Annotated in this window: 16 protein-coding genes; 11 read left to right on the plus strand and 5 right to left on the minus strand. The window is 67.6% G+C overall.

Annotated elements, in window-relative coordinates:
• Positions 1-258: 258 nt before the first annotated feature.
• Positions 259-729 (plus strand): GNAT family N-acetyltransferase, encoded by a 471-nt coding sequence (locus tag ACX9MO_RS04980; protein WP_462213732.1) that lies wholly within the window; start codon positions 259-261, stop codon positions 727-729.
• Between the two features lie 85 nt (positions 730-814).
• On the opposite strand, the gene ACX9MO_RS04985 is transcribed toward ACX9MO_RS04980, so the two are convergent.
• From ACX9MO_RS04985 to ACX9MO_RS05000, 4 genes are read right to left on the minus strand one after another with little or no spacing between them, the layout of a single operon-like run.
• Positions 815-1,558 (minus strand): proteasome-type protease, encoded by a 744-nt coding sequence (locus tag ACX9MO_RS04985; protein ID WP_222491645.1) that lies wholly within the window; start codon positions 1,556-1,558, stop codon positions 815-817.
• A gap of 30 nt (positions 1,559-1,588) precedes the next feature.
• Entirely contained in the window at positions 1,589-2,392 is an 804-nt protein-coding gene (locus ACX9MO_RS04990) for a transglutaminase family protein (RefSeq protein ID WP_222491643.1), read from the minus strand.
• Positions 2,393-2,395: 3 nt separating this feature from the next.
• Positions 2,396-3,337: an alpha-E domain-containing protein gene (locus tag ACX9MO_RS04995; RefSeq protein ID WP_222491641.1), complete on the minus strand. Its 942-nt coding sequence runs from the start codon at positions 3,335-3,337 to the stop codon at positions 2,396-2,398.
• 11 nt (positions 3,338-3,348) lie between these two features.
• On the minus strand, positions 3,349-4,776 hold the full coding sequence (locus tag ACX9MO_RS05000) for a circularly permuted type 2 ATP-grasp protein (RefSeq protein ID WP_222491639.1): 1,428 nt from the start codon (positions 4,774-4,776) through the stop codon (positions 3,349-3,351).
• A gap of 443 nt (positions 4,777-5,219) precedes the next feature.
• Between ACX9MO_RS05000 and ACX9MO_RS05005 the strand changes: the two genes are divergently transcribed.
• From ACX9MO_RS05005 to ACX9MO_RS05030, 6 genes are all read left to right on the plus strand, one after another.
• The gene (locus ACX9MO_RS05005) at positions 5,220-8,555 is read left to right on the plus strand and encodes a transglutaminase family protein (RefSeq protein WP_462213733.1); all 3,336 of its coding nucleotides are present in this window, start codon (positions 5,220-5,222) and stop codon (positions 8,553-8,555) included.
• Between the two features lie 3 nt (positions 8,556-8,558).
• Entirely contained in the window at positions 8,559-10,991 is a 2,433-nt protein-coding gene (locus tag ACX9MO_RS05010; protein ID WP_462213734.1) for a circularly permuted type 2 ATP-grasp protein, read from the plus strand.
• A gap of 11 nt (positions 10,992-11,002) precedes the next feature.
• Positions 11,003-11,893: a transglutaminase family protein gene (locus ACX9MO_RS05015; protein ID WP_462213735.1), complete on the plus strand. Its 891-nt coding sequence runs from the start codon at positions 11,003-11,005 to the stop codon at positions 11,891-11,893.
• A 276-nt stretch (positions 11,894-12,169) separates the two neighbouring features.
• A complete protein-coding gene (locus tag ACX9MO_RS05020; protein WP_462213736.1) occupies positions 12,170-13,969 on the plus strand; it encodes an autotransporter assembly complex protein TamA in 1,800 nt (599 codons plus the stop codon).
• On the plus strand, positions 13,966-18,126 hold the full coding sequence (locus ACX9MO_RS05025) for a translocation/assembly module TamB domain-containing protein (RefSeq protein WP_462213737.1): 4,161 nt from the start codon (positions 13,966-13,968) through the stop codon (positions 18,124-18,126). The genes ACX9MO_RS05020 and ACX9MO_RS05025 overlap by 4 nt, the downstream gene beginning before the upstream one ends.
• Before the next feature lie 182 nt (positions 18,127-18,308).
• Positions 18,309-19,205, plus strand: coding sequence for a dioxygenase family protein (locus ACX9MO_RS05030; RefSeq protein WP_462213738.1), 897 nt, complete (start codon positions 18,309-18,311; stop codon positions 19,203-19,205).
• 7 nt (positions 19,206-19,212) lie between these two features.
• Here ACX9MO_RS05030 and ACX9MO_RS05035 read toward each other — a convergent pair whose 3' ends face one another.
• The gene (locus ACX9MO_RS05035; protein ID WP_222491627.1) at positions 19,213-20,019 is read right to left on the minus strand and encodes a DUF2189 domain-containing protein; all 807 of its coding nucleotides are present in this window, start codon (positions 20,017-20,019) and stop codon (positions 19,213-19,215) included.
• A gap of 576 nt (positions 20,020-20,595) precedes the next feature.
• Between ACX9MO_RS05035 and rpsA the strand changes: the two genes are divergently transcribed.
• The 4 genes from rpsA to ACX9MO_RS05055 all read left to right on the plus strand — a co-directional run bounded on the left by rpsA (position 20,596) and on the right by ACX9MO_RS05055 (position 24,071).
• Positions 20,596-22,275, plus strand: a complete 1,680-nt coding sequence (gene rpsA / locus ACX9MO_RS05040; RefSeq protein WP_462213739.1) for a 30S ribosomal protein S1 — start codon at positions 20,596-20,598, stop codon at positions 22,273-22,275.
• A 333-nt stretch (positions 22,276-22,608) separates the two neighbouring features.
• Positions 22,609-22,890: an integration host factor subunit beta gene (ihfB, locus tag ACX9MO_RS05045; protein ID WP_222491623.1), complete on the plus strand. Its 282-nt coding sequence runs from the start codon at positions 22,609-22,611 to the stop codon at positions 22,888-22,890.
• Positions 22,891-22,900: 10 nt separating this feature from the next.
• Entirely contained in the window at positions 22,901-23,245 is a 345-nt protein-coding gene (locus tag ACX9MO_RS05050) for a LapA family protein (protein ID WP_222491621.1), read from the plus strand.
• A gap of 157 nt (positions 23,246-23,402) precedes the next feature.
• Positions 23,403-24,071, plus strand: coding sequence for a phosphoribosylanthranilate isomerase (locus ACX9MO_RS05055; protein WP_462213740.1), 669 nt, complete (start codon positions 23,403-23,405; stop codon positions 24,069-24,071).
• The last annotated feature ends 262 nt before the right edge of the window (positions 24,072-24,333 follow it).

Consider the following 24,333-nt stretch of genomic DNA (forward strand, 5'->3'; position numbering starts at 1 on the left):
CCAAGACCGCCGGCCCAGCTAAAATGCCTTTCCGCGGCCTTGGGGAAAAAAGACCTGTATACCGCACCTTCGACGGTGCAAATCGCGCGGGCCTGCTCAGGATCGTGGCAGATACAGCGTATAGCGCCCAAGACTTGTGCGCAGGGCGCATGACTGGATGCCGTTTCAGCATCACAAGAGGTCGATTTCGGCACTGGTCAGGTTGGTGTCACACTCGCCATATTCGGCGCAGAACCGTCCGAGATCATCGGGTTATCCATGGATTCGCTCACTCTCCGCGCCCTCACCCCCGATGATGCCGGGGCGGCGGCGGCGCTCTTCTTCCGCGCGGTGCGCGAGGGGACCGTGGCGCATTACGATGCCGCACAACGCGCCGCATGGGCCCCTGCCCCGCCTGATCCCGAGGACTGGCGGCGCAGGTTCGCGGCACAATTCGGCGTCACGGCGTGGGAGGGAGAGACGCTGGCAGGCTTCGTCACCATGGAAGGCACGGGCCATCTCGACCTTGCCTTCGTCGCGCCGGAGTGGATGGGACGCGGGCTTGCGGCGCGGCTCTACGGCGCGCTGGAGGCCGAGGCCCGCGCCCGGGGCCTGCCCCGGCTGACCAGCGAGGCGAGTCACCTGGCCCGGCCCTTCCTGCTGCGGCAGGGCTGGCAGGTGATCGCCGCGCAGCAGATCGAGCGGCGCGGCGTGATGCTGGAGAATTTCCGGATGGAGAAGCGTCTTTAGCCCCGGACGTCCGGCTTGGGCCAGTGACTGGGGCCCGTGACTTGAACCTGAGGCTTGAACCAGAGACTTGGGGCTCAGGCCTGGACTACTCGCCCTCGGGCAGCTTGAAATCCGGCAGCGCCCCAAAGGCGTCACGCAGGGCAACGCCCCAGCCGTTCGAGATCGTCTCGAAATAGCTGTCGTCGACCTTGATGCGCCCCAGCGTTCCGGTGGTGCAGCTGTCGAGCGTGTAGATGTGGTAATCCAGCGGCAGCGCGACCGAGAGGTTGGCCTTGATGGTGCTGTCGAAGGAGACCAGCAGCAACTTCATCGCCGCCTCGAAGGTCATCTCCGGGTCATAGGCCCGGATCAGGATCGGACGGCCATACTTCGTCTCGCCGATCTGGAAGAAGGGCGTGTCGGCGCCGGCCTCGATGAAGTTGCCTTCCGGGTAGATCAGGAAGAGCCGCGGCGCGCCGCCCTTGATCTGCCCGCCGAGGATGATCGTCGCATTGAAGGTCGAGTCGGCCTTCTGGCCCACGTCCGCATGGGTCGCGATCACGTCCTTCAGGGTGGACCCCACCAGTTGCGCGACCTGGAACATGGAGTCGAGCCGCAGGATCTCGGGCTCGCGGTTCTCGACCGTCTTGGTGCGTTCCTGCAGCAGGCTGACCACCGCCTGCGTGGTGGCAAGGTTGCCCGCCGTCATCATCGTGATGGAGCGTTCGCCCGGCACCTCGAAGGTGTGCATCTTGCGGAAGGTCGAGATGTTGTCGACGCCCGAATTGGTCCGGGTGTCAGACATGAAGACCATGCCGCGATCAAGCTGGATACCCACGCAATAGGTCATAGGGGCAACTCCGAGAGAAGGAACCGGATCCTATTGCTGTACTTGCAACGAAACGTAAAGCTCTTCCTTCGCAGAGCCATGCCGCAGCCCGTGCACCGGTGCCGCCTCGCCATAGTCGCGGCCGACCGCGACGCGGACATAGCGCTCGTCCGGGCAGATCGCGTTGGAGACATCGAAACCGACCCAGCCGAGGGCGCCCACGTGGACCTCGGCCCAGCCATGTGCGGCCTCCTGCTGGTCCATGCCCTGCAGCATCAGGTAGCCCGAGACGTACCGCGCCGGCACGCCCAGTTGCCGCGCGGCGGCGATCATCACATGGGCGTGGTCCTGGCAGACCCCCTTGCCGCCCGCCAGTGCCTCCTCGGCGGTGGTGGCGGCCGTGGTCACGCCCTTCTCGTAGGCGACGGCCTCGCCCACCAGCTCCGAAAGCCTGTGCATCGCGGCCAGCGTGTCGGTCGCGACATCGCCCTCGAGCCCCTTCACCAGCTTGCGGACAGCGGCACCGGGCGTCGTCACGGCGGTCTTCTGAAGGAAGAGCCACAGCGGCGCGTGGCCCTTGTCCTGCCCCAGCACGCCGTTGCGGTCCTCGGTTTCGACCTCGCCGGTGCAGGTGATCTCGATCTTCTGGGCGGCCTCGTCCATCAGGACGAGGTCCACGTGATTGCGGAAGTGATCAATGAAGGAGACCTGCGGCGTGGCCCCCGTCACATGGGACGACCAGCTGTAGACCCGTTGCCCGTGCCCGTCGCGCGGCGTCAGCCGCAGTTGGAGCAGCGCGTAATGCAGCGGCTGATCATAGGAGTAGCTGGTCGTATGCGTGATCTTCAACCGCATGGGTCACCCGTAAAACCGAAAGTCCTGCTGAATCTGCGACGCGAGGTCGGCAATCCTCACGATGCTGCGTTCGAGGAATTCGTGCAACCCGTCGTCGAAGATCTGCTCCACGGTCAGCGCGGCCAGTTCGGCGTTCACCTGTGCCGCCATCTCGACGCAGGGCAGCGGCCCGTCGTGGTCGCGCTGGAGGTAATCGAGGTTGCCCGCCAGTTTCGACGCGCAGAACGCCAGCGAACGCGGCATCCGCTTGTCAAGGATCAGGAACTTGGCGATCCCCATGGCCGAGGTCTCTTCCTCGTTCAGCCAGCGGAACGAGCGCAGGGCCGAGACCGAGCGCAGGATCGTCTCCCACTGGGTGTTGTCCATCGAAGAGCCGACGAAGGCCGAGGACGGCAGCAGGATGTAGTACTTCACATCGAGGATCCGCGAGGTGTTGTCCGCGCGTTCGAGGAAGGTGCCGATCCGGGCGAAGTCGAAGATCTCGTTGCGCAGCATGGTGCCATGCAGGGCACCGCGCACCACCGCCGAATGCTGGCGGACCGAGGTCAGCACCTCGGCGAGGTTCTTGACCGAGACCGGGCGCGCGAGCGCGGCCTTGAGGGTCATCCACGTCTCGTTGGTGGCTTCCCAGACCTCGGCAGACAGGGCCGTGCGCACCATCCGCGCGTTCTGGCGCGCCATCTCGATCGAGTTCATGACCGAAGAGGGGTTGTCCTTGTCCCGCAGGAGGAAGTTGATCACATGCCCCTGCTCGAAGGTGTCGTATTTCTCGAGGTAGAGCTCGCGCACACCGGCGGTGGTCACGATGCTCTCCCATTCCGTCTCGGCCTCGTTGGACGAGGTCAGCGCGATCCGGAACCCGGTTTCCAGCAGGCGGGCGGTGTTCTCGCTCCGCTCGAGGTAGCGGAACATCCAGAACAGGCCCCCGGCGGTTCTTCCCAGCATTGCCATTCCGATCAGTCCCCCAGAACCCAGGTATCTTTCGTGCCGCCGCCCTGCGACGAGTTCACGACGAGCGAACCTTCCTTCAGCGCCACCCGCGTCAGCCCGCCCGCCGTGATGTGGACCTTCTTGGGCGAGACGAGGACGAAGGGCCGCAGGTCGACGTGGCGCGGCGCGAGCCCCGCCTTGGTCATGATCGGCACGGTCGAAAGCGCCAGCGTCGGCTGGGCGATGTAGTTCTTGGGCTTGGCACGCAGCTTGGCCTCGAACTCCGCCAGCTCCTTCTTGGAGGCGGCGGGCCCGACGAGCATCCCGTAGCCACCGGAGCCGTGCACTTCCTTCACCACCAGTTCGGCGAGGTGATCGAGCACGTAGGCAAGGCTGTCAGGCTCCGAGCAGCGCCACGTCGGCACGTTCTGCAGGATCGCCTTCTCGCCGGTGTAGAACTCGACGATGTCCGGCATGTAGCTGTAGAGCGCCTTGTCGTCCGCGATGCCGGTGCCCGGCGCGTTGGCGATGGTGATGTTGCCCGCGCGGTAGACATCCATGATCCCCGGCACGCCCAGCAGGCTTTCCGGGTTGAAGGTCAGCGGATCGAGGAAGGCATCGTCGACCCGGCGGTAGATCACGTCGATCGGCTTGTAGCCCCGGATCGTGCGCATGTTGACCTTGCCGTCCACGATCCGCAGGTCGCCCGCCTCGACCAGCTCCGCACCCATCTGGTCGGCGAGGAAGCTGTGCTCGAAATAGGCGGAGTTGTGGATGCCCGGCGTCAGCACGGCCAGCGTCGGCTTGCTGCCCGAGAAGTTCGGCGGTGCGCTCTCGCTCAGCGAACGGCGCAGTTCGGCCGGGTAGGACGAAACCGGCCGCACCTTCATCTGGGTGAAGAGCTCCGGGAACATCTGGAGCATCGTCTCGCGGTTCTCCAGCATGTAGGAGACGCCGGAGGGCGTGCGGGCGTTGTCTTCCAGCACGTAGAATTCGTTTTCGCCGGTGCGCACGAGGTCGGTGCCGACGATATGGGTATAGACGCCGCCCGGCGGCGTGACGCCCACCATCTGCGGCAGGTAGGCCTCGTTCCCGCTGATGATCTCGGGCGGGATGCGCCCGGCCTTCAGGATTTCCTGCCGGTGGTAGATATCCGCGAGGAAGGCGTTGATCGCCCGGACCCGCTGTTCGATCCCACGCTCCAGCTGGCGCCATTCGCTGGCCGAGATGATCCGCGGCACGATGTCGAAGGGGATCAGCCGTTCATCCGCCTCGGACTGGCCGTAGACGTTGAAGGTGATCCCGATGCGACGGAAGAAGGCCTCGGCCTCGGCCGACTTCTTCAGGAGGCTCTTGGGGTCCTCGCCGGAAAACCAGTCTGCGTAATTGGAATAGGGCGGGCGGGCGTCCCCGCCGGGATTCATCATTTCGTCAAAGAACTTACTGTCCGTCATGCCACCCTCGTTCTCCCTTCATCCGAGCGTTGCGCGGTCCCGATCAATATAGCCTGCATACAGGCAGGTCCAGTGCAGGACCACTCGGGACATCAGGGCGCGACGCCGCAGGCCCGACAGTTCCAGCTTTCCGCGGGATGCGCGATTCTGACCACGCGGCGCAGCGGGAATTTCCGCCTCCATCATAGGCAGCTGCCGGGAATTTGCGCAAACCCTGCGTCACCCCGGGCAAGGAACCGGCCCGAATCAAGCGGTTCCATGCCGTTGGCGCTCCCTCTCCACCGTAGAGGTCACGACCTGTGGCCGCCGTCTCCGCGCAAGAGCCTGTTTTTTCGTCCCCACATCCCCTATCCCTTTGGGAAGCGTACATCTGTCCTTGCCTGACCGGCCCGGTCCCGGATGTGATGCAAGGCACCGCGCAGCAACTCAGGGTGACACGTTCCATGTCGATCAACGCCGCGATCTACCACCTGACCCATTACAAGTATGACCGGCCGGTCACGCTCGGCCCGCAGATCATCCGTCTGCGCCCGGCGCCGCATTCCCGGACCCGGGTCATCAGCCATTCACTGAAGGTCAGCCCCGGCGGGCATTTCGTGAACCATCAGCAGGATCCCTACGGCAACTGGATGGCGCGCTTCGTCTTCCCGGAGCCGGTGCGCGAGTTCAAGATCGAGGTCGACCTCGTGGCCGACATGTCGGTCTACAACCCCTTCGACTTCTTCGTGGAGGAAAGCGCCGAGACATGGCCCTTCCCCGCCCCGCTGGAGCTGGGCAACGACCTGTCGATCTATTCCACGCCCGAGCCGATGACGCCGCTGCTGGCGACATTCATGGAGGGCATCCCGCGCGATCAGGACCGCACCATCGACTTCCTCGTCGGGCTTAACGCCCATGTGGCGAACCACGTCGATTACACGATCCGGATGGAGCCGGGCGTCCAGACCCCGGACGAGACGCTGCAACGGGTCTCGGGCTCGTGCCGCGACAGCTCGTGGCTGCTGGTGCAGGTGCTGCGCAACCTCGGCTTCGCCGCGCGTTTCGTCTCGGGCTACCTGATCCAGCTGAAGCCCGACCTCAAGTCGCTCGACGGGCCCTCGGGCACGGATCACGACTTCACCGACCTGCACGCATGGGTCGAGGTCTATATCCCCGGCGCGGGCTGGATCGGGCTTGATCCCACCTCGGGCCTGCTGACGGGCGAAAGCCACATTCCTCTGGCCGCCACGCCGCATTACCGCTCTGCCGCGCCGATCGCGGGGATGGCCTCCTATGCCGAGGTGGATTTCCAGTTCGACATGAAGGTCGACCGGGTGTCGGAGCATCCGCGGATCACCAAGCCCTTCTCCGATGCCTCGTGGGAGCGGCTGAACGCGCTCGGCAAGAAGGTGGACGAGAAGCTGGCCGAGGGCGACGTCCGCCTGACCATGGGCGGCGAGCCGACCTTCGTCTCGATCGACGATTTCGAAAGCGCCGAGTGGAACACCGCCGCCGTGGGCCCGATGAAGCGCGGCCTTGCGGATCAGCTGATCCGCAAGCTACGGCTGAAGTTCGCCCCGGGCGGCTTCCTGCATTACGGTCAGGGCAAGTGGTATCCGGGCGAGACCCTGCCGCGTTGGACCTTCAGCCTCTTCTGGCGCAAGGACGGCAAGCCGATCTGGCGCAACGCCGACCTGATCGCGCAGGAGGACCAGACCTACGACCACGCCACGCCGGAGAACGCGCAGGCGCTGCTGCACGAGGTCGCCAACCAGCTGGAACTGGGCCCCGAGTTCGTTGAACCCGCTTGGGAGGACCCGGGCGAATGGCTGCTGAAAGAAGCGCAGCTGCCCGACAACGTGACGCCCGAGAACAACAAGCTGAAGGACCCCGAGGAACGCCACCGCATGGCCAAGGTCTTCGAACGGGGCCTGACCACGCCGTCCGGTTACGTGCTGCCGGTCCAAGCCTGGCAGGGCCGGGCGTCGGGGCGCAAGTGGCAGACCGAACGCTGGTCCCTGCGCCGTGGCCGCATCTTCCTGGTGCCCGGTGACAGCCCCGTGGGCTATCGCCTGCCGCTGGGATCGCTGTCCCACGTCAAGCCCTCGGCCTATCCCTATATCTACCCCTCGGACCCGACCGAGGCGAAACCGCCGCTGCCCGACTACGACCTGCCCGAGGATGCGGATGCCGCGCGGGCGCATCAGGCCACGGCCTCGTTCACCGCCACGCCGGTGGGGCAGACCATCGTGGAACAAACCGCCGAACTGGGCGGCGCCGTGCGCACCGCGATCTCGGTCGAGCCGCGCAATGGCAAGCTGTCGGTCTTCCTGCCGCCGACCGAGGACGTCGAGGATTACCTCGACCTGCTGGCCGCGGTCGAGGCGGCCGCCGGCAAGCTGGACCTCAAGGTGCATATCGAGGGCTACGCGCCGCCCCATGACAGCCGGATCAACGTGATCCGCGTCGCCCCCGATCCCGGCGTGATCGAGGTGAACATCCACCCCGCCGACAATTGGCAGGACTGCGTGGACACCACCATGGCGATCTACGAGGAGGCCCGGCAGACCCGCCTTGGCGCCGATAAGTTCATGATCGACGGGCGCCACACCGGCACCGGTGGGGGCAACCACGTCGTCGTAGGCGGGGCCACGCCCAACGACAGCCCCTTCCTGCGCCGCCCGGATCTGCTGCGCTCGCTGATCCTCTACTGGCAGCGGCACCCTTCGCTGTCCTACCTCTTCTCCGGCCTCTTCATCGGCCCGACCTCGCAGGCGCCCCGGATCGACGAGGCCCGGCACGACACGCTCTACGAGCTGGAGATCGCCCTGTCGCAGATCCCCGATCCCGACGAGGCCGCCCCCAAGCCGCTGCCCTGGCTGGTGGACCGGCTGCTGCGCAACATGATGACCGATGTCACCGGCAACACCCACCGGGCCGAGATCTGCATCGACAAGCTCTACTCCCCCGACGGGCCCACGGGCCGTCTGGGCCTCGTGGAATTCCGCGGCTTTGAGATGCCGCCCGATGCCAAGATGAGCCTCGCGCAGCAGGTGCTGATCCGCGCGATCATCGCCCGGATGTGGCATGCGCCCATCAAGGGCAAGCCGGTCCGCTGGGGCACCGTCCTGCACGACCGGTTCATGCTGCCGCATTTCGTCTGGGAGGATTTCCGCGACGTGCTGCGCGACCTCGAGGACCACGGCTACCCGGTCGAGGAGGAATGGTTCATCGCCCAGAAGGAATTCCGCTTCCCGTTCTGCGGCGAGGTCACCTACGAGGGCTGCACGCTGGAACTGCGGCAGGCGCTGGAGCCGTGGCATGTTCTGGGCGAAACCGGCGCCATCGGCGGCACGGTGCGCTACACCGACAGCTCGGTCGAACGGCTTCAGGTGCAGCTCTCCACCAAGAACCCCGGGCGCTATGCCGTCACCTGCAATGGCCGCACCGTGCCGCTGGCGGGGACCGAGACCTCGGGCACCTTCGTGGGCGGCGTGCGCTACAAGGCGTGGCAACCGCCCGAGGCGCTGCACCCGGTGCTGCCGGTGAACGCGCCGCTGCATTTCGACATCTACGACACATGGACCGGCCGGGCGATCGGTGGCTGCACGTATCACGTTGCACATCCCGGCGGACGCAACTACGACACCTTCCCGGTGAACGGTAACGAGGCCGAGGCCCGCCGCCTGGCCCGGTTCGAGGCCAAGGGGCACACGCCCGGATCGTACCAGCCGCCATCGGAAAGCACGCACCCCGAGTTCCCGCACACGCTGGACCTGCGGCGGTCCCCCGGAGTCTGACCCATGTCGCAGGGCCAATCCCAAGGCCAGCCCGCCGGAAACGGCAAACCGGCCAAACCATCGGAGGCGCCTGAAAAGGCGCTTCTGGCACGCTACAGCCCGCGCCCCGGCGTGGCCGACGAATTGGTGGATGCCGAGGGCAACATGCGCCCGGCATGGCGCTGGCTGCTGCGCCAGTTCGACACCCTCGACGTGGAGGCGCTGGAGGCCCGCTTTGCCCGCGCCGACCAGTACCTGCGCGATGCGGGCGTGTTCTATCGCCAGTATTCCGACAAGGATATGGGCGAACGGGCCTGGCCGCTGTCCTACGTCCCCGTCCTGCTGCACGAAGACGAATGGGCCGGCATCAGCGCGGGCCTCGTCCAGCGGGCCGAGCTGCTGGAAAAGATCGTGGCCGATCTCTACGGCACGCAATCGCTGATCTCCGGGGGCTACCTCCCGCCCGAGCTGATCGCCCAGAACCCGGAATGGCTGCGCCCCATGGTGGGCGTGCCGCCGATCTCGGGCCGCTACCTGCATTTCCTCGCCTTCGAGATCGGACGCTCGCCCGATGGCTCGTGGTTCGTGCTCGGCGACCGGGCGCAGGCGCCCTCCGGCGCGGGCTTCGCGCTGGAGAACCGCGTCGCCAGCACGCGGATGTTCCCCGAGCAGTTCCGCAAGTCGAACATCCACCGGGTCGCCACCTTCTTCCGCGCCTTCCGCGATGCGATGGACGGGCTGGGCCAGATCACGCCCGCGGGCTTCACCGGCGATGCGGCGCGCCCCGCGATCCTGACCCCCGGCCCGGGCAACGACACCTATTTCGAACATACCTTCATTGCCCGCTACCTCGGCCTGATGCTGCTGGAGGGTGAGGACCTGACCGTGCGCGACGGGCAGGTGATGGTGCGCACCGTGTCCGGGCTGAAGCCGATCTCGGTGCTCTGGCGCCGGCTCGACGCCAATTTCGCCGATCCGCTGGAACTGGACGAAACCTCGCGTATCGGCACGCCGGGCCTTGTCTCGGCACTGCGGCAGGGCACGCTCTCGATGGTCAACGCCCTTGGCGCCGGGGTGCTGGAAAGCCGCGCGCTGATGGCCTTCCTGCCCCGCATCAGCCACGCCCTGCTGGGGGAGCCGCTGGCGCTGCCCAACATCGCGACATGGTGGTGCGGCCAGCCCAAGGAACGCGCCCATGTCGAGGCGAACATCGACCAGATGATGATGGGCCGCGCCCTCTCCACCTCACTGCCGTTCGAGCCCGACCCGATGCTGCCGCCCGGCACCGACCTTGCCGCGCAGATCGACGCCATGGGCGAGACGCTCGTGGGTCAGGAGGCGGTGACGCTGTCGACCACGCCGGTCTGGCACGACGGCAAGCTTGAGCCGCGTCCGATGACGGTCCGTGTCTTTGCCGCCCGCACACCCGCGGGGTGGCAGATCATGCCCGGCGGCTATGCCCGTATCGGACGCAGCGACGATGCCTCGGCGCTGGCGATGCAGCGCGGCGGCTCGGTCGCGGACGTCTGGATCGTCTCCGACAAGGAAGTGCCGCAGGACACGATGATCGAGGACTACGGCCCCGGCCTGCGCGGGCGGCCCTCGATCCTGCCGTCGCGGGCGGCGGACAACCTCTTCTGGCTGGGGCGCTACGTGGAACGGGCCGAGGGCACGATCCGCATGCTGCGCGCCTGGCACCTGCGCCTGGACGAGACCGGCGACCCGGAGGCCCCGCGGCTGGAGGCGCTGAACGGCCTGCTGGAGCTGATGAGCCTCGACCCCGACCAGCGGGTGCCGCAGCAGCTGACCGGTCAGCTCGATTCCGCGCGGTACTGCGCCGGGCAGGTCCGGGACCGCTTCTCGGTCGACGCCTGGACCGAACTGCGGGAACTCTCGTACCTCGCCAACCTGATCTCGGGCAAATCGCGGGCCGGAGACGGGGCCTCGCGCGAGCTGGGCCAGCTGCTGCGCCGGGTCACCGGCTTCTCGGGCCTCGTGCACGAGAACATGTACCGCTTCACCGGCTGGCGCTTCCTCAGCTTCGGCCGGGCGCTGGAACGGTCGGAGCATACCACCATGCTGCTGGCGCAGCTCTGCGACGCGGAGGCCCCGCAGGGCAGTGCCGAGCTGATGACCGAGCTGGGCGACAGCATGATGACCCACCGCCGCCGCTACCGGATCGACCCGCGGCGCGAGACGGTGCTGGACCTGATCCTGCTCGACCCGGACAATCCGCGGTCAGTCCTGTTCCAGATCGCCGCCATGCGCCAGCTGGAGGCCGCGCTGCCGCCACTGCCGGGCACCGCGCGACTGTCGCCGCTGGCCCGCGCGCTGCTGGAAATCGACACCGAGCTGCGCACCACCGATGCCGCCGACTGGGACAGCGCGCGGCTGATCGCCCTGCGCGGGCGGCTGCTGTCGCTGGCGGGGCTGCTGGCCTCGCTCTATCTTGGCTAGGGGGGACGGCCATGCTCTACGATCTGGAACTCGGCATCGACTACGAATACGACGCGCCCTCCGACGGGGCGCGCAACCTGCTGCACCTGCTGCCGCTGACGCTGGTCGGGCGGCAGACACTGCAACAGGGCGTCATCACCTGCGACCCGGCCCCGGACGAACGCCGCGACCGGATGGATTTCTTCGGCAACCCGGTGACCGAGGTCTGCTGGCACAGCCCCCTGCAGGAGATCCGCATCCACCTGCGCGCCCGGGTCGAACGGCTGGTGACCGCCGCCGCGCCGATGGACCTCTCGCCAGGGCTGCCCGATCTGGCCCGCGAACTGGCGGGACTGAACGACATCGGCCCGCGCTCGCCGCACCATTTCCTCGCGCCCTCGCCCCGGATCACGCCCAATGCGGCCATGGCGGCCTATGCCCGTGACCACGTCAAACCCGGCGCCACCGCGCTGGAGGTGGTGCTGGCGCTTGGCAAGGCACTGCACGGGGACATGACCTTCGACGCCGAGGCGACGGACGTGGATACGCCGCCTGCCATCGCCTTCGCACAGCGCCGCGGCGTCTGTCAGGATTTCACCCACGTGATGATCGCCTGCCTGCGCAGCCTCGGCATCCCGGCGGGATATGTCTCGGGCTGCCTGCGCACCCTGCCGCCACCGGGGCAGGAACGTCTGGCCGGTGCCGACGCCATGCACGCCTGGGTCCGCGCCTGGACCGGGCATGAGGGCGGCTGGATCGAGTTCGACCCGACCAACGACCTGATCGTGGGGCGCGACCACATCACCGTGGCCTATGGCCGCGACTATGCCGACGTGGCCCCGGTCAAGGGCGTGCTGCGCACGGCCGGTGGTCAGGAAAGCAGCCATTCGGTCGACGTGATACCGGTGAAGACGGCCGCCTGAGCGGTCCCCGCTCCCGCCCATGGCAGGGACCGCCGCGGATCGGGCCGAGATCAGGCGCGAGCCCCCTGACCCGGACCGGAAACGGCCCGTGGATGCGGGTGCCGCAGAGAGCGCGGAGGACTGCTCGAGATATCGGCCAAGAGGCGGCTTGCGCGATCCGCGCAAGCGCGGAATTCCGCCCGAAATCTGGCCGCATCCGGGAGCTTCGGCTGGTCCTTGCCCAAAGGGCAGGTTAGGGTTTCAACAATACCTGACACTGTGGAAACGACCGGACCCATGCCCAAACGCCATCGCCCGGCCCGAGGCCGCCTCGCTGCCCTGACACTGGTGCTGACAGCGCTGCCCGCATGGGCGACCGAGGTCACGCTCGACGCGCCCGAGGCCGCCGACTGGCTGAAGGACGACCTGCGCTCCGCCTCGCTGGCGGTCAAGGCGGTGGAGCAGGACGAGGTCACGGATCCGCAGGAACTGCTTGCGGCGGCACAGGCGGATTACCAACGGCTGGTCGCCTCGCTCTATTCCCACGCCTACTATGGGCCCAAGGTCTCGATCCGGGTCAACGGGCGCGAAGCCGCGGACATGTCGGTGCTGAACGAACCAAATGCCGTCGACACGATCCAGATCAGCGTCGATCCCGGCCCGCGCTTCCGCTTCGGCGAGGCCGTGGTGGCCCCCCTGCCCGAAGGCGTCACCCCGCCCGAGGATTTCGCGCCCGGCAAGCTGGCCCAGACACCGATCATGCGCACCGCCGCGCGGGACGCCGTGACCGCATGGCGGGACCGCGGCTATCCCAAGGCCGAGACCTCCGGCCAGTCGATCACCGCCGATCACCGGACCGAGGAGGTCGACGCCCGCTTCAACATCAGCCCCGGCCCCAAACTGACCTTCGGCGAGGTGCACCTTTCGCCCAACAGCGCCAAGAGCCGCGTGCGCCCGGAACGCATCCTCGCCATCGCCGGCGTGCCCGAGGGCGAGACCTTCTCGCCCGAGGCGGTCCAGACCGCCGAGCGCCGCCTGCAGCGCGCCGGGTCGTTCCGCTCCGTCGTCGTGCAGGAAGACGAGGGCGTGGGCCCGAACCAGACGCAGGAAGTCACCATCGACGTCGAGGACGCCCGCCGCCGCCGCATCGGCGCGGGGATCGAGCTTGATACCGACGACGGGCTGACGATCACGACCTACTGGATTCACCGCAACCTCTTCGGCGGCGCGGAACGGCTGCGCATCGACGGCGAGGTCGCGGGCATCGGCGGGCTGAACGGCGGCGGGATGGACTACAAGCTTTCCGCCCTGCTCACCCGCCCGGCCTTCCTGCACCCGGACAACACGCTCTACTACGGCGCCAACATCGAACACGAGGACGAGCCGAGCTACACCTCCGACCTCATCGAGGGCGCGGTGGGCGTGGAGCGCTACATCAACGAGCGGCTCACCGGGACGCTGGGCTTCGGGGTGCGCTATTCCCAGACCGACGACGCCTTCGGCTCGCGCGAGTTCTACCACGTCATCGGCACCGCGGGCCTGACGTGGAACAACCGCGACAACGAGCTGAACCCCACCAAGGGCGCCTATGCCGAGGCGGAGCTGACCCCCTTCGTCGGCGTGAACGGCTCCAAGTCGGGCATCCGCTTCGAGGGCGACCTGCGCGGCTACCGCGCCCTCGGCGAGAAATTCGTGCTGGCCGGGCGGCTGCAACTGGGCAGCGTCCTCGGGCCGGACATCGAGGATGTGCCCTCGGACTACCTGTTCTATTCCGGCGGCGGCGACACGGTGCGCGGTCAGGGCTACCAGTCCCTCGGGGTCGAGGTGAACGGCGACACGGTCGGCGGGCGCTCCTTCTTCGGGGTGTCGACCGAGGTGCGCGCGGATGTCGGCAAGTCGATCGGCGTCGTGGGCTTCGTGGATGCCGGCTACATCGCCGGCTCCTCCACCTTCGAGAACGGCGAGTGGCACGCGGGCGCCGGTGTCGGGGCGCGCTACTTCACCCCGATCGGTCCGGTGCGCCTCGACGTGGCCGTGCCCCTCGGGGAAAAAATTGATAATGTTCAACTATATGTCGGGATTGGACAGGCGTTTTGAAACCGTTCCGTTATCTGACCATCGCCCTTCTTGCCGGGATGACCTTCCTGCCGATCCCGGCGCAATCGCAGGATGACGACGGCGAGAACTTCCTGACCCGCCTGCTGCAGGACAAGCTGTCGAGCGCGGGCCGCGACGTGGATATCACCGGCTTCCGCGGCGCACTCTCCTCGACCGCGACGATGGAGCGGATGACCATCGCCGACGATCAGGGCATCTGGCTGACGCTGGAAGGGGCCGAACTGGACTGGAGCCGCGCGGCCCTGCTGCGCGGACGGCTCAACGTCAACGCCCTGACCGCCGACCGGATCGTGCTGGAGCGCCTGCCGCAAAGCGACGAGCCGAGCGCGCCGAGCGCCGAGGCCACGCCCTTCTCGATCCCCGACCTGCCCGTGGCGATCAACGTGGGCGAGATCAATGCCCGCGAGGTGGTGCTGGGCGAGACGGTTCTGGGCGAGGCGGCGACGCTTTCGCTCACCGGGGCGGCCAGCCTTGCGGACGGCGGCGCGGACGTGACCCTGAACATCGACCGGCAGGACAGCCCGGGCCACATCGAGCTGGCGGCGGCCTATGCGCCGGACAGCAAGGACATCACGCTGAACCTCGCGGTCGACGAACCGGCGGAGGGGCTGATCTCGGGGCTGATGGGCCTGCCGGGGCGGCCCTCGGTCAACCTGACCGTCGCGGGCACCGGCCCGGTCGACGATTACCGCGCCGATATCAACCTGCTGACCGATGGCGAACCGCGCCTTCAGGGCGCCGTGACGCTGCAGGGCGACGGGGCCAACGGGCTCGACTTCGGGGCCGATATCGGCGGGGACATCACCGCGCTCTTCCTGCCCCAGTACCGCGACTTCTTCGGCACGGACGTGGGCCTCACGGTCAACGGCACCCGCGCGGGCGACGGCGCCCTGACGCTGAGCGAGCTGGACCTGACGAGCGCGAGCGTGCGCCTGAGTGGCGAGGCCGCCATCGGCGCCGACGGCAAGCCGCAGAGCTTCGACCTCTCGGGCGACATCGCGGACACCGGCGGCGACCGCGTCACCCTGCCCGGCACCGAGATCTCCCTCGACCGCGCCACGCTGGCCGCCACCTTCGACGCGGACGCGGGTGAGGCCTTCACCCTTTCCACGCAGGTCGCGAATTTCGCCATGCCCGGCTATGCCGCCGAAGCGCTCGACCTCGGGCTCGATGGCACCATCGAAACCGAGGGCACGCTGACCGTGGGCGCGGACATGACGCTGGCGGCACAGGGCCTGCAATCCGACGACGCAGACGTGGCACAGGCGCTCGGCTCCGAGATCACCGGCGCGGGCCGCATCGACTGGGCGCAGGGCGCGCCGCTGCGCCTGACCGAGTTCCGCATCGACGGCGCCTCCTATGGCGCGCTGCTGAACGCCACCGTGACCCCGGGCGAAGCCGCCGCATCGGACGACGACACCGCCACCGGCATCACCGTCGAGGCCGACGCCCGCCTCGATGCCCGTGACCTGTCCGCCTTCGCGCCGCTGACCGGGCTGGCGCTTCAGGGGCAGGCCGCGCTGCAGGCGAACTTCAAGTCCGACGTGATGTCGGGCACCTTCTCGCTCGGCGCCGCGGGCACCACCGAGGGGCTCGCCCTCGGCATCGAGCAGGTCGACCCGCTGCTGGCCCCGCCCGCGACGCTGCGACTGGCCGCCAACCGCACCGCCGAGGGCATCGCGCTGGAAACCTTCGAGATCCGCAATGACGAGATCTCGCTGACCGCATCGGGCCAGACCGGCAATACCGACGGGCGCTTCGTCTATGCCGCGCGGCTGGAGAATTCGGGCATCTTCACCGGGGCCGAGGGCGGTCCGCTGACCCTCGACGGTACGGCGACGCAGGCCGATGACGTCTGGACGCTTGAGGGCTCGGGCGGCGGCACCGACCTGCGGGTGGGCATCGAACAGGCCGACCTGCTGCTGGCAGGCCGCGCCGATCTGGGCTGGCGCCTGACCGCCGGAGAGCAGATCCTGCTGGAAGACCTGCATGTCACCACACCGGAGCTGAACCTCACCGCCGTGGGCGAGCTGACCGAGGGCGCGCGCGCCGTCACCTCGCGGCTGCGGCTGAGCAACTCCGCCCTGCTGACCGGCGGCACCGCCGGGCCGCTGGAGCTGACCGCCACCGCGCGGCAGGCGGGGCAGAACTGGCGCATCACTGCCAATGGCGGCGGCACCGACATCGGCACCGGGATCGAGGCCGTGGACGGGCTGCTGCGCGGGCGCACCGACCTCGACATCGACGCCGTGGTCGGCTCTGTCCTGACGCTGAACAAGGCGCTGATCACCAACCCGCAGCTGCGGGTCGAGGCCGAGGGCGACCTGACCTCCGGCGCGCGGCAGATCGACCTGAACGCCCGTCTGGCCAATACCGCCGTCTTTACCGGCGGCACCGCCGGCCCGCTGGAGCTGACCGGCTCGGTCGCGGAACGCGACGGCGGCTATGACATCAGCCTCGATGGCAACGGCACCAACATCGGCATCGGCAACGGCATCGGCAACGGCTCGGTCGACCCGCTGCTGACGGGGCAGAGCGACATCACCCTGCGCGCCCGTTTCGCCGAGGGGCTGCTCCAGATCGACACCGCCACCTTCGACGGCACCGCCATCGACGCGCGGGTCAGCGGACAGGCCGGCGCCACCGACACCGCGCTGACGCTGGAAGCCAGCATCGACAACGTGGGCCGCATCACGCCGGAGCTCTCCGGCGGGGTCACCGTGGCGGGCGACGTGACGCAGGTCTCGGACGGCTACCAGCTGAACCTGCGGACGCAGGGCCCGGGCAGCGCCGGGGCCACCGTTGCGGGCACCGTGGGGCGCCCCGACGGCTCCGTCGGGCTGACGATCAACGGCACCGCTCCGCTGGCGCTCGCCAACGGCTTCATCTCTCCGCAGTCGATCACCGGCAATGCCGCCTTCGACCTGACCATGAACGGCCAGCCGGGTCTCTCTGCGCTTGCGGGCACCGTCACCATCAACGGCTCGCGGGTCGTGGTGCCCTCCGCCTCGATCGTGGTCGAAGACCTCGGCGGTCGGATCGGGCTCAACGGCGGGCAGGCGAACGTGGACCTCACCGCCACCGTGGGCGGCGGGCAGGTCACGATCGACGGCCCGGTGGGCCTCAGCGCGCCCTTCAATGCCGGGCTCGACATCGCCATCCGCGACGTCGTTCTGGAACAGCTGGGCATCGTGAAGACCCGCGTGAACAGCACCCTGACCATCAGCGGCGGCCTGACCGGCGGCGGCAGCATCAGCGGCGGCGTGGGCCTCAGCGACACCGAGATCCGGGTGCCGGCAGGTGGCCTCGGCGGGGTCGAGGCGATCCCCGACATCACCCATGTGGGCGAGACCTCGGCCAGTCGCACCACCCGCAAGCGCGCCGGCCTCATCGACGAGGATGGCAGCTCCACCACCAGCGGTGGTGGCGGTGGCGGCGCCGCCCTCGGCCTCAACATCGCCGTGGTCGCGGACGAGCCGATCTTCATCCGGGGCCGCGGCCTCGATGCGGAGCTGTCGGGCAAGCTGCGGGTGGGCGGAACCACCGCCGATCCCCGGCCGGTGGGCACGTTCAACCTCGAACGCGGGCGCCTCTCGATCCTTGCCAAGCGGCTCGACCTGACCGAGGGCCAGCTGCAACTGGCAGGCACGCTCGACCCGCTGGTGCGCTTCGTGGCCCAGAACGAAACCAGCGACTACACCATCCGCGTGGTGATCGAGGGGCCGGTCTCCGCCCCCGAGGTGGTCTTCGAATCCGATCCAGACCTGCCTCAGGACGAGGTTCTGGCGCAGCTCTTCTTCGAGCGCGACATCGCCTCGCTCTCCGCCTTCCAGGCGGCGCAGATGGCCGCGGCGGTCACCCAGCTGACCGGCGATGGCGACGGCGGGATCGCGGGCGATATCCGCCGGGGCCTCGGCGTCGACGATCTGGACATCTCGCAGAACAACGAGGGCGAGACCTCGGTCCGGGCGGGCAAGTACCTCAACGAGAACGTCTATACCGACGTGGAGGTGATCAGCTCGGGCGAGACGAAGTTCTCGATCAACCTCGACGTGACAAACGACCTGACGGCCAAGGGCTCGGTCTCCTCGGAGGGCAACACCAGCCTCGGCCTCTACTTCCAGCGCGACTACTGACGCGCCCGAGCAGACACAGGAGAACGGGGCCCGCGCGGCCCCGTTTTCATGTCAGGCCCCGTTTTCACGTCAGGCAACGGGCGGCTTCGCTCCGTTTCCAGATTTCGTAACGTAACTTGCGACAGATTGAAGGGGCTCGCGCGTTAGACCCTCATACCCAAGCTGATCGCAAGGAGACGGGAATGACCGACCATTCCGACCACCGCCCCCATGACCATGACCTCGGATTTGCCCACGACCTGCCGCGGATGATCGGACGCCGCAGGCTGCTCTCCCTCATGGGCGGCCTCGGACTGGCCTCCGCCTCGGGGCTGCCCGCGCTGGCCGCGCAATGCGTGGCCCTGCCGTGGGAAACCGCGGGCCCCTACCCCGCCGACGGATCCAACGTGAAGGACGGCCAGACCGTCAACGCCCTGACCCAGGCCGGCGTGATCCGCGAGGACCTGCGCCCCTCCTTCGGCGAGATGACCCCGGTGGCAGAGGGGCTGAAGCTCGATCTCGAACTGACATTGCAAAATGCCGACGGCTGCACCCCGCTGGAGGGCTACGCCATCTATGTCTGGCACTGCGACACCACGGGGCTCTACTCGCTCTACGACACCACGGATGCGAACTACCTGCGCGGCGTCGGCATGGCGGATGCCGAGGGCAAGGTGCGGTTCACCACGATCTTCCCGGGCTGCTATGACGGCCGCTGGCCGCATATCCACTTCGAGGTCTTCGAGAGCGCGGAGGCCGCCGTCAGCGGCGAGGCTTCCGTCCTGACCGCCCAGATCGCCCTGCCGGAGGAAGAGGCCGCTGCCGTCTACGAAACGGATGCGCGCTATTCCAACGGGACGCGGAACCTCGGGCGGATCACGATCCCCTCGGACAATGTGTTCGGCGACAATTCCGACGCCGAGATCGCCCAGCAGACGCTCGCCGTGAGCGGTGACATGAGCGAGGGTCTGACGGGCACCGTGACGATCCCGGTCGATTTCACCGCCGACCGCAGCGCCCAGATGGCCCCGCCCCCGGGTGGGGCCGGTGGTCCGGGAGGCCCCGGCGGCGGCATGACGCCCCCGCCCGACAGCAAGTGACGCGGCTTCAGCCCCCCGCCCGGGCGCGGGGGCTGAAAGACACCTCGCCGGTCTGGATCTGATCGTAGAGATGCCACGTCGCGTGGCCCAGCAGGGGCAGCGTGATGAAAAGCCCGAGAAAACCGGGCAGCAGCGCCACGAAGGTGGTCAGGGCGATGAACACCGCCCAGACCAGCATCGGCACCGGGTTCAGCGTCACCGTGGTGAAGGACACGATCATCGCGGTGACGAAATCCACCTCGCGGTCCAGCAGCAGCGGGAGCGAGATCACGGTGATCATGTAGAGCAGCAAGGCAAAGCCCGCCCCGATGATCGAGCCCACGAGCAGCATGGTCATGCCGTTCACCGTCAGGAAGACCTCGTAGGAGGACGAGACGTTCGTCATCGTCGACAGCCCGAGGAAGAGGGCAAAGATCATGTGGGCGAGGAAGAACCAGAACAGGAAGAGAAAGATCACGATCGCGCAGATCGAGGGCAGCTGACGGCGGCTCTGATGCAGGACGACGGTCAGAATCTCGCGCAGCACCAGCGGGCGGCCGCGCTCCAGCCGGCGCGACACCTCGTAGAGCCCCACCGCGGCGAAGGGCCCGATCAGCGGGAAGGACACCGCCGCGAAGATCAGCCAGTAGCTCTGCCCGGTGCCCCACGTGATCGCCGCCAGCAGCCAGCCGATCAGGACATAGGCCGAGGCGAAGAAGAGCCCGTAAAGCGGCGCGCGGCGCATGTCGGACCAGGCCCGGCGCAGCGCCTCGCCCAGCATGGGCAGGGTCACGGCCTGCATTCCCGGCAGGCCCAGCTTGGGTGTGTCTTGCATGGAGGCCCTCCCCGGCTCTTCCCTTGCGGAAAGAGACCGGGTTTTGCCGGAAGGATCAAGGGGCTGGTTGGGGTACGTCGCGGGAAGCGGTCTGACGGGCGGCGCCGCGGCCCGGGGCGCGCGGGGCGTGCGACGGGTGCCGGACGCAGGCCCGCACCGCGCCCTGCCTCACCACCGTCCCGACAGATCCGCCGATCCCGAAGCGGCCCGCGACAGCCCCGAACGCCCGCGCTGCGCGACCCGCAGGCGATGATGCGAGTCGGCATGACCCGGCCCCGCGCCCCGGCAGGACAGTCCGCCGGGACGGCGACACACCCCGGTCTTGCGGACCCGAAACAGCCTCCCCCCGGGTCAGCGCATTCCCCCCGCCGGGCCAGAAAAGCCTTGCCACATTGCCTCTCAGGGATTACATCGCCCCCGTCGACAAGGCGGAGCCAACCGCAGACGAAAGATCGAGCAGGGTCGGAACTACACCGGCCCTCTTTCGTTTGCGCATCCCCCTGACCAAACAAACCGCAAGACCGGCGGAGACAACCGCCCGGCCAGAAAACGATGAAAAAGGAAAACAGAGACCACATGGCTCAGAACACGTCCATGGAGGAATTCGAGGCCCTCCTTAATGAAAGCCTCGAAATCGACACCCCCCAAGAGGGCTCGGTTGTCAAAGGCAAGGTTCTCGCGATCGAAGCGGGCCAGGCCATCATCGACGTCGGCTACAAGATGGAAGGCCGCGTTGATCTGAAAGAATTCGCGAACCCCGGCGAAGCGCCCGACATCACCGTCGGTGACGAAGTCGAAGTGTTCCTGCGCGCTGCAGAGAACGCCCGTGGCGAAGCCGTCATCTCGCGCGAGATGGCCCGCCGCGAAGAAGCCTGGGATCGCCTCGAGAAGGCCTATGCCGACGACGCCCGCGTCGAAGGTGCGATCTTCGGTCGCGTCAAGGGTGGCTTCACCGTCGACCTCGGCGGCGCCGTTGCCTTCCTCCCCGGTTCGCAGGTCGATGTCCGCCCCGTGCGCGACGCTGGCCCGCTCATGGGTCTCAAGCAGCCGTTCCAGATCCTCAAGATGGACCGTCGTCGCGGCAACATCGTTGTCTCGCGTCGCGCGATCCTCGAAGAGTCGCGTGCCGAACAGCGCGCCGAGGTCATCTCGAACCTGCAAGAAGGTCAGGCCGTTGACGGCGTGGTCAAGAACATCACCGAATACGGCGCCTTCGTCGACCTCGGCGGTGTGGACGGCCTGCTGCACGTCACCGACATGGCATGGCGTCGCGTGAACCACCCGTCCGAGATCCTGTCGATCGGCGAGACCGTCAAGGTCCAGGTCATCAAGATCAACAAGGACACCCACCGTATCTCCCTCGGCATGAAGCAGCTGCAGGAAGACCCGTGGGATCTGGTTGCCGCCAAGTACCCGCTGGCCTCGGTCCACAAGGGCCGCGTCACGAACATCACCGACTACGGTGCATTCGTGGAGCTGGAGCCGGGTGTCGAGGGCCTCGTTCACGTGTCCGAAATGTCCTGGACCAAGAAGAACGTGCACCCCGGCAAGATCGTCTCGACCTCGCAGGAAGTCGACGTCATGGTCCTGGAAATCGACCAGGCCAAGCGCCGCGTGTCGCTGGGTCTCAAGCAGACCATGCGCAACCCGTGGGAAGTCTTCGCGGAAACCCACCCCGAAGGCACCGTCGTGGAAGGCGAAGTCAAGAACATCACCGAATTCGGTCTGTTCGTTGGCCTGCCCGGCGAGATCGACGGCATGGTTCACCTCTCCGATCTCTCCTGGGATCAGCGCGGTGAAGACGCGATCCAGAACTACCGCAAGGGCGACATGGTTCAGGCCGTGGTCTCCGAAGTCGACATCGAGAAGGAGCGCATCTCGCTCTCCATCAAGAACGTCGGCGGCGACAAGTTCGCGGAAGCGGTTGGCGGCGTGAAGCGCGGCTCGATCGTGACCGTCGAAGTGACCGCGATCGAAGACGGTGGCATCGAAGTGGAATACGAAGGCATGAAGTCCTTCATCCGCCGCTCCGACCTGGCCCGCGACCGTGCCGACCAGCGCCCCGAGCGTTTCTCGGTCGGTGACAAGGTCGACGTGCGCGTCACCAACGTGGACAGCAAGACCCGTCGCCTCGGCCTGTCGATCAAGGCCCGCGAGATTGCCGAAGAGAAAGAAGCCGTGGAACAGTACGGCTCCTCGGACTCCGGTGCATCGCTCGGCGACATCCTGGGCGCAGCCCTCAAGGGCGACGAGTAATCCACCGCCCCGGACCGGCCTCCGGTCCGCCAGAGCCAATTCGAACGGCCCCGCCCACCGGCGGGGCCGTTTTTCCATGCGTGCCAAGCACCTGCGCCGCACCTCGAATCGGGGGGCGTCGTTTTCGACGGGCAGGGGCCCGCAGGCAGCGGACAGGGCTGTCCCTTCACCCCTGCGCCCCGTCTTCCGCCACGAAACGCCCGTTTGACCCCATTTCGACCGGTCATTTTCCGCCCCCGCCCAAGCCTTTCTGTTTCGGAATGTAACCAAACTACCTATAGTCCCCTGACAAGGTTGTGCATTTTTCAAAGGCGGCCGGGGGAGAGTACCAGGATGATACGTTCCGAACTGATCCAGAAACTTGCTGACGAGAACCCGCATCTCTATCAGCGGGATGTCGAGAAGATCGTGAACACTATATTCGAAGAGATCACCGATGCGCTGACCCGGGGCGACCGGGTCGAGCTGCGCGGCTTCGGGGCCTTCTCGGTCAAGAAACGCGACGCGCGCACCGGTCGCAACCCGCGCACCGGCGAGGCGGTCGAAGTGGAGGAGAAGCATGTGCCCTTCTTCAAGACCGGCAAGCTGCTGCGCGACCGCCTGAACGGAGAGTAAACACACCACCATGCGCTATATCCGCTACGCCTTCCTCGCCATCCTCGCGGTGGTCCTGGTGTCCGTCGCCCTGGCAAACCGCCAGATCGTGACGCTGCAGCTCCTGCCCGAGGGGCTGGCGCGGATCGCCGGTCAGAATCCGACGATCGACCTGCCGCTCTTCCTGATCATCTTCGCCGGCATTCTCGCGGGCCTGCTGATCGGCTTCATCTGGGAGTGGCTGCGCGAGCACAAGCACCGCGCCGAGGTGAACCGCAAGCAGAAGGAAGTGGGCAAGCTCGAACGCGAGGTGAAGCGCCTCAAGGGCGAGAAGCACCAGGGCAAGGACGAGGTGCTGGCCCTGCTCGACAACTGAGCCAGCGCCAGATCGACGACCAGAGGGGGCCCACGGCCCCCTTTTCCATGCCCACTGCCCGGCTGCTCCCGCCCGCCTTCATCTTTCCCCAAATACTCACCCCCGCCCCGCCACAGGCACCTTCCCTTTCGGGCCCGTCCGCCCTACACCCTCAGCCATGGACATTCGCGTGAAGATCTGCGGCCTCAGCCGCCCCGAGGACGTCGCGGCCACCGCCGCGGCCGGCGCCGTCTATGGCGGCTTCGTCTTCTTCCCGAAATCGCCCCGCAACATCTCGATCGAGACCGCGCGGATGCTGGCCATCGACACGCCGCCGGGGCTGGCCAAGGTCGCCCTCGTGGTGAACCCCGACAACGCCCTGCTCGACGCGATCACCGGGACCGTGCCGCTCGACATGATCCAGCTCCACGGTCAGGAAAGCCCCGAGCGTGTCACGGAAGTCCGCGCCCGCACCGGCCTGCCAGTGATGAAGGCCGTGGGCATCCGCGATGCCGCCGACCTGCCCGCGATCGATCTCTACGCCCAGGTGGCGGACCAGCTGCTGATCGACGCCAAGCCGCCCAAGGACGCCACCCTGCCCGGCGGCAACGGACTGGCCTTCGACTGGCGCCTGCTGCAGGGGCGCAAGTACTGGACCAGGCCCTGGATGCTGGCCGGCGGCCTGACGCCCGAAAACGTGGCCGAGGCGGTGCGCCTGACCGGCGCGCGGCAGGTCGACGTGTCCTCCGGCGTGGAAAGCGCGCCCGGCGTGAAGGATGCCGCGCAGATCGCCGCCTTCGCCCGCGCCGCGCGCGCCGAGGACAAGGCCCCGCCCCGCCTCGTCTGAGCGGCCAAAATTCTTCGAAGAATTTTGGGAAGACTTTTCGAAAAGTCTTCCTCACCCGGTGCGAGTGCAGGTCTGCCCCTCTGCCCGGCGCCGCGCGGCCCGGGCCCCCGGCCTCTGGTCCACAGCAACCTCGCCGCCCTGCCCGTTTTCTTCGAAGAAAACGGACCGGAAAATTCGAATTTTCCGGCCAGCCCCCTCCCCCTTCCGACGCTTTCCGGCGAATCCGCTGGAAATTGCCCCTCCCGCCACTTATGCAGTCCCG

Source organism: Pseudooceanicola profundus (assembly GCF_054919315.1).

Excerpts from the sequence above, each read along its gene's own strand:
- ACX9MO_RS05015 (WP_462213735.1), top strand. The coding sequence starts at position 11,003 with ATGCTCTACGATCTGGAACTCGGCATCGACTACGAATACGACGCGCCC.
- rpsA (WP_462213739.1), top strand. The coding sequence starts at position 20,596 with ATGGCTCAGAACACGTCCATGGAGGAATTCGAGGCCCTCCTTAATGAA.
- ACX9MO_RS04990 (WP_222491643.1), bottom strand. The coding sequence starts at position 2,392 with ATGCGGTTGAAGATCACGCATACGACCAGCTACTCCTATGATCAGCCG.
- ACX9MO_RS05005 (WP_462213733.1), top strand. The coding sequence starts at position 5,220 with ATGTCGATCAACGCCGCGATCTACCACCTGACCCATTACAAGTATGAC.
- ihfB (WP_222491623.1), top strand. The coding sequence starts at position 22,609 with ATGATACGTTCCGAACTGATCCAGAAACTTGCTGACGAGAACCCGCAT.
- ACX9MO_RS05035 (WP_222491627.1), bottom strand. The coding sequence starts at position 20,019 with ATGCAAGACACACCCAAGCTGGGCCTGCCGGGAATGCAGGCCGTGACC.
- ACX9MO_RS05050 (WP_222491621.1), top strand. The coding sequence starts at position 22,901 with ATGCGCTATATCCGCTACGCCTTCCTCGCCATCCTCGCGGTGGTCCTG.
- ACX9MO_RS04995 (WP_222491641.1), bottom strand. The coding sequence starts at position 3,337 with ATGCTGGGAAGAACCGCCGGGGGCCTGTTCTGGATGTTCCGCTACCTC.
- ACX9MO_RS04980 (WP_462213732.1), top strand. The coding sequence starts at position 259 with ATGGATTCGCTCACTCTCCGCGCCCTCACCCCCGATGATGCCGGGGCG.
- ACX9MO_RS05020 (WP_462213736.1), top strand. The coding sequence starts at position 12,170 with ATGCCCAAACGCCATCGCCCGGCCCGAGGCCGCCTCGCTGCCCTGACA.
- ACX9MO_RS05055 (WP_462213740.1), top strand. The coding sequence starts at position 23,403 with ATGGACATTCGCGTGAAGATCTGCGGCCTCAGCCGCCCCGAGGACGTC.
- ACX9MO_RS05030 (WP_462213738.1), top strand. The coding sequence starts at position 18,309 with ATGACCGACCATTCCGACCACCGCCCCCATGACCATGACCTCGGATTT.
- ACX9MO_RS05000 (WP_222491639.1), bottom strand. The coding sequence starts at position 4,776 with ATGACGGACAGTAAGTTCTTTGACGAAATGATGAATCCCGGCGGGGAC.
- ACX9MO_RS05010 (WP_462213734.1), top strand. The coding sequence starts at position 8,559 with ATGTCGCAGGGCCAATCCCAAGGCCAGCCCGCCGGAAACGGCAAACCG.
- ACX9MO_RS04985 (WP_222491645.1), bottom strand. The coding sequence starts at position 1,558 with ATGACCTATTGCGTGGGTATCCAGCTTGATCGCGGCATGGTCTTCATG.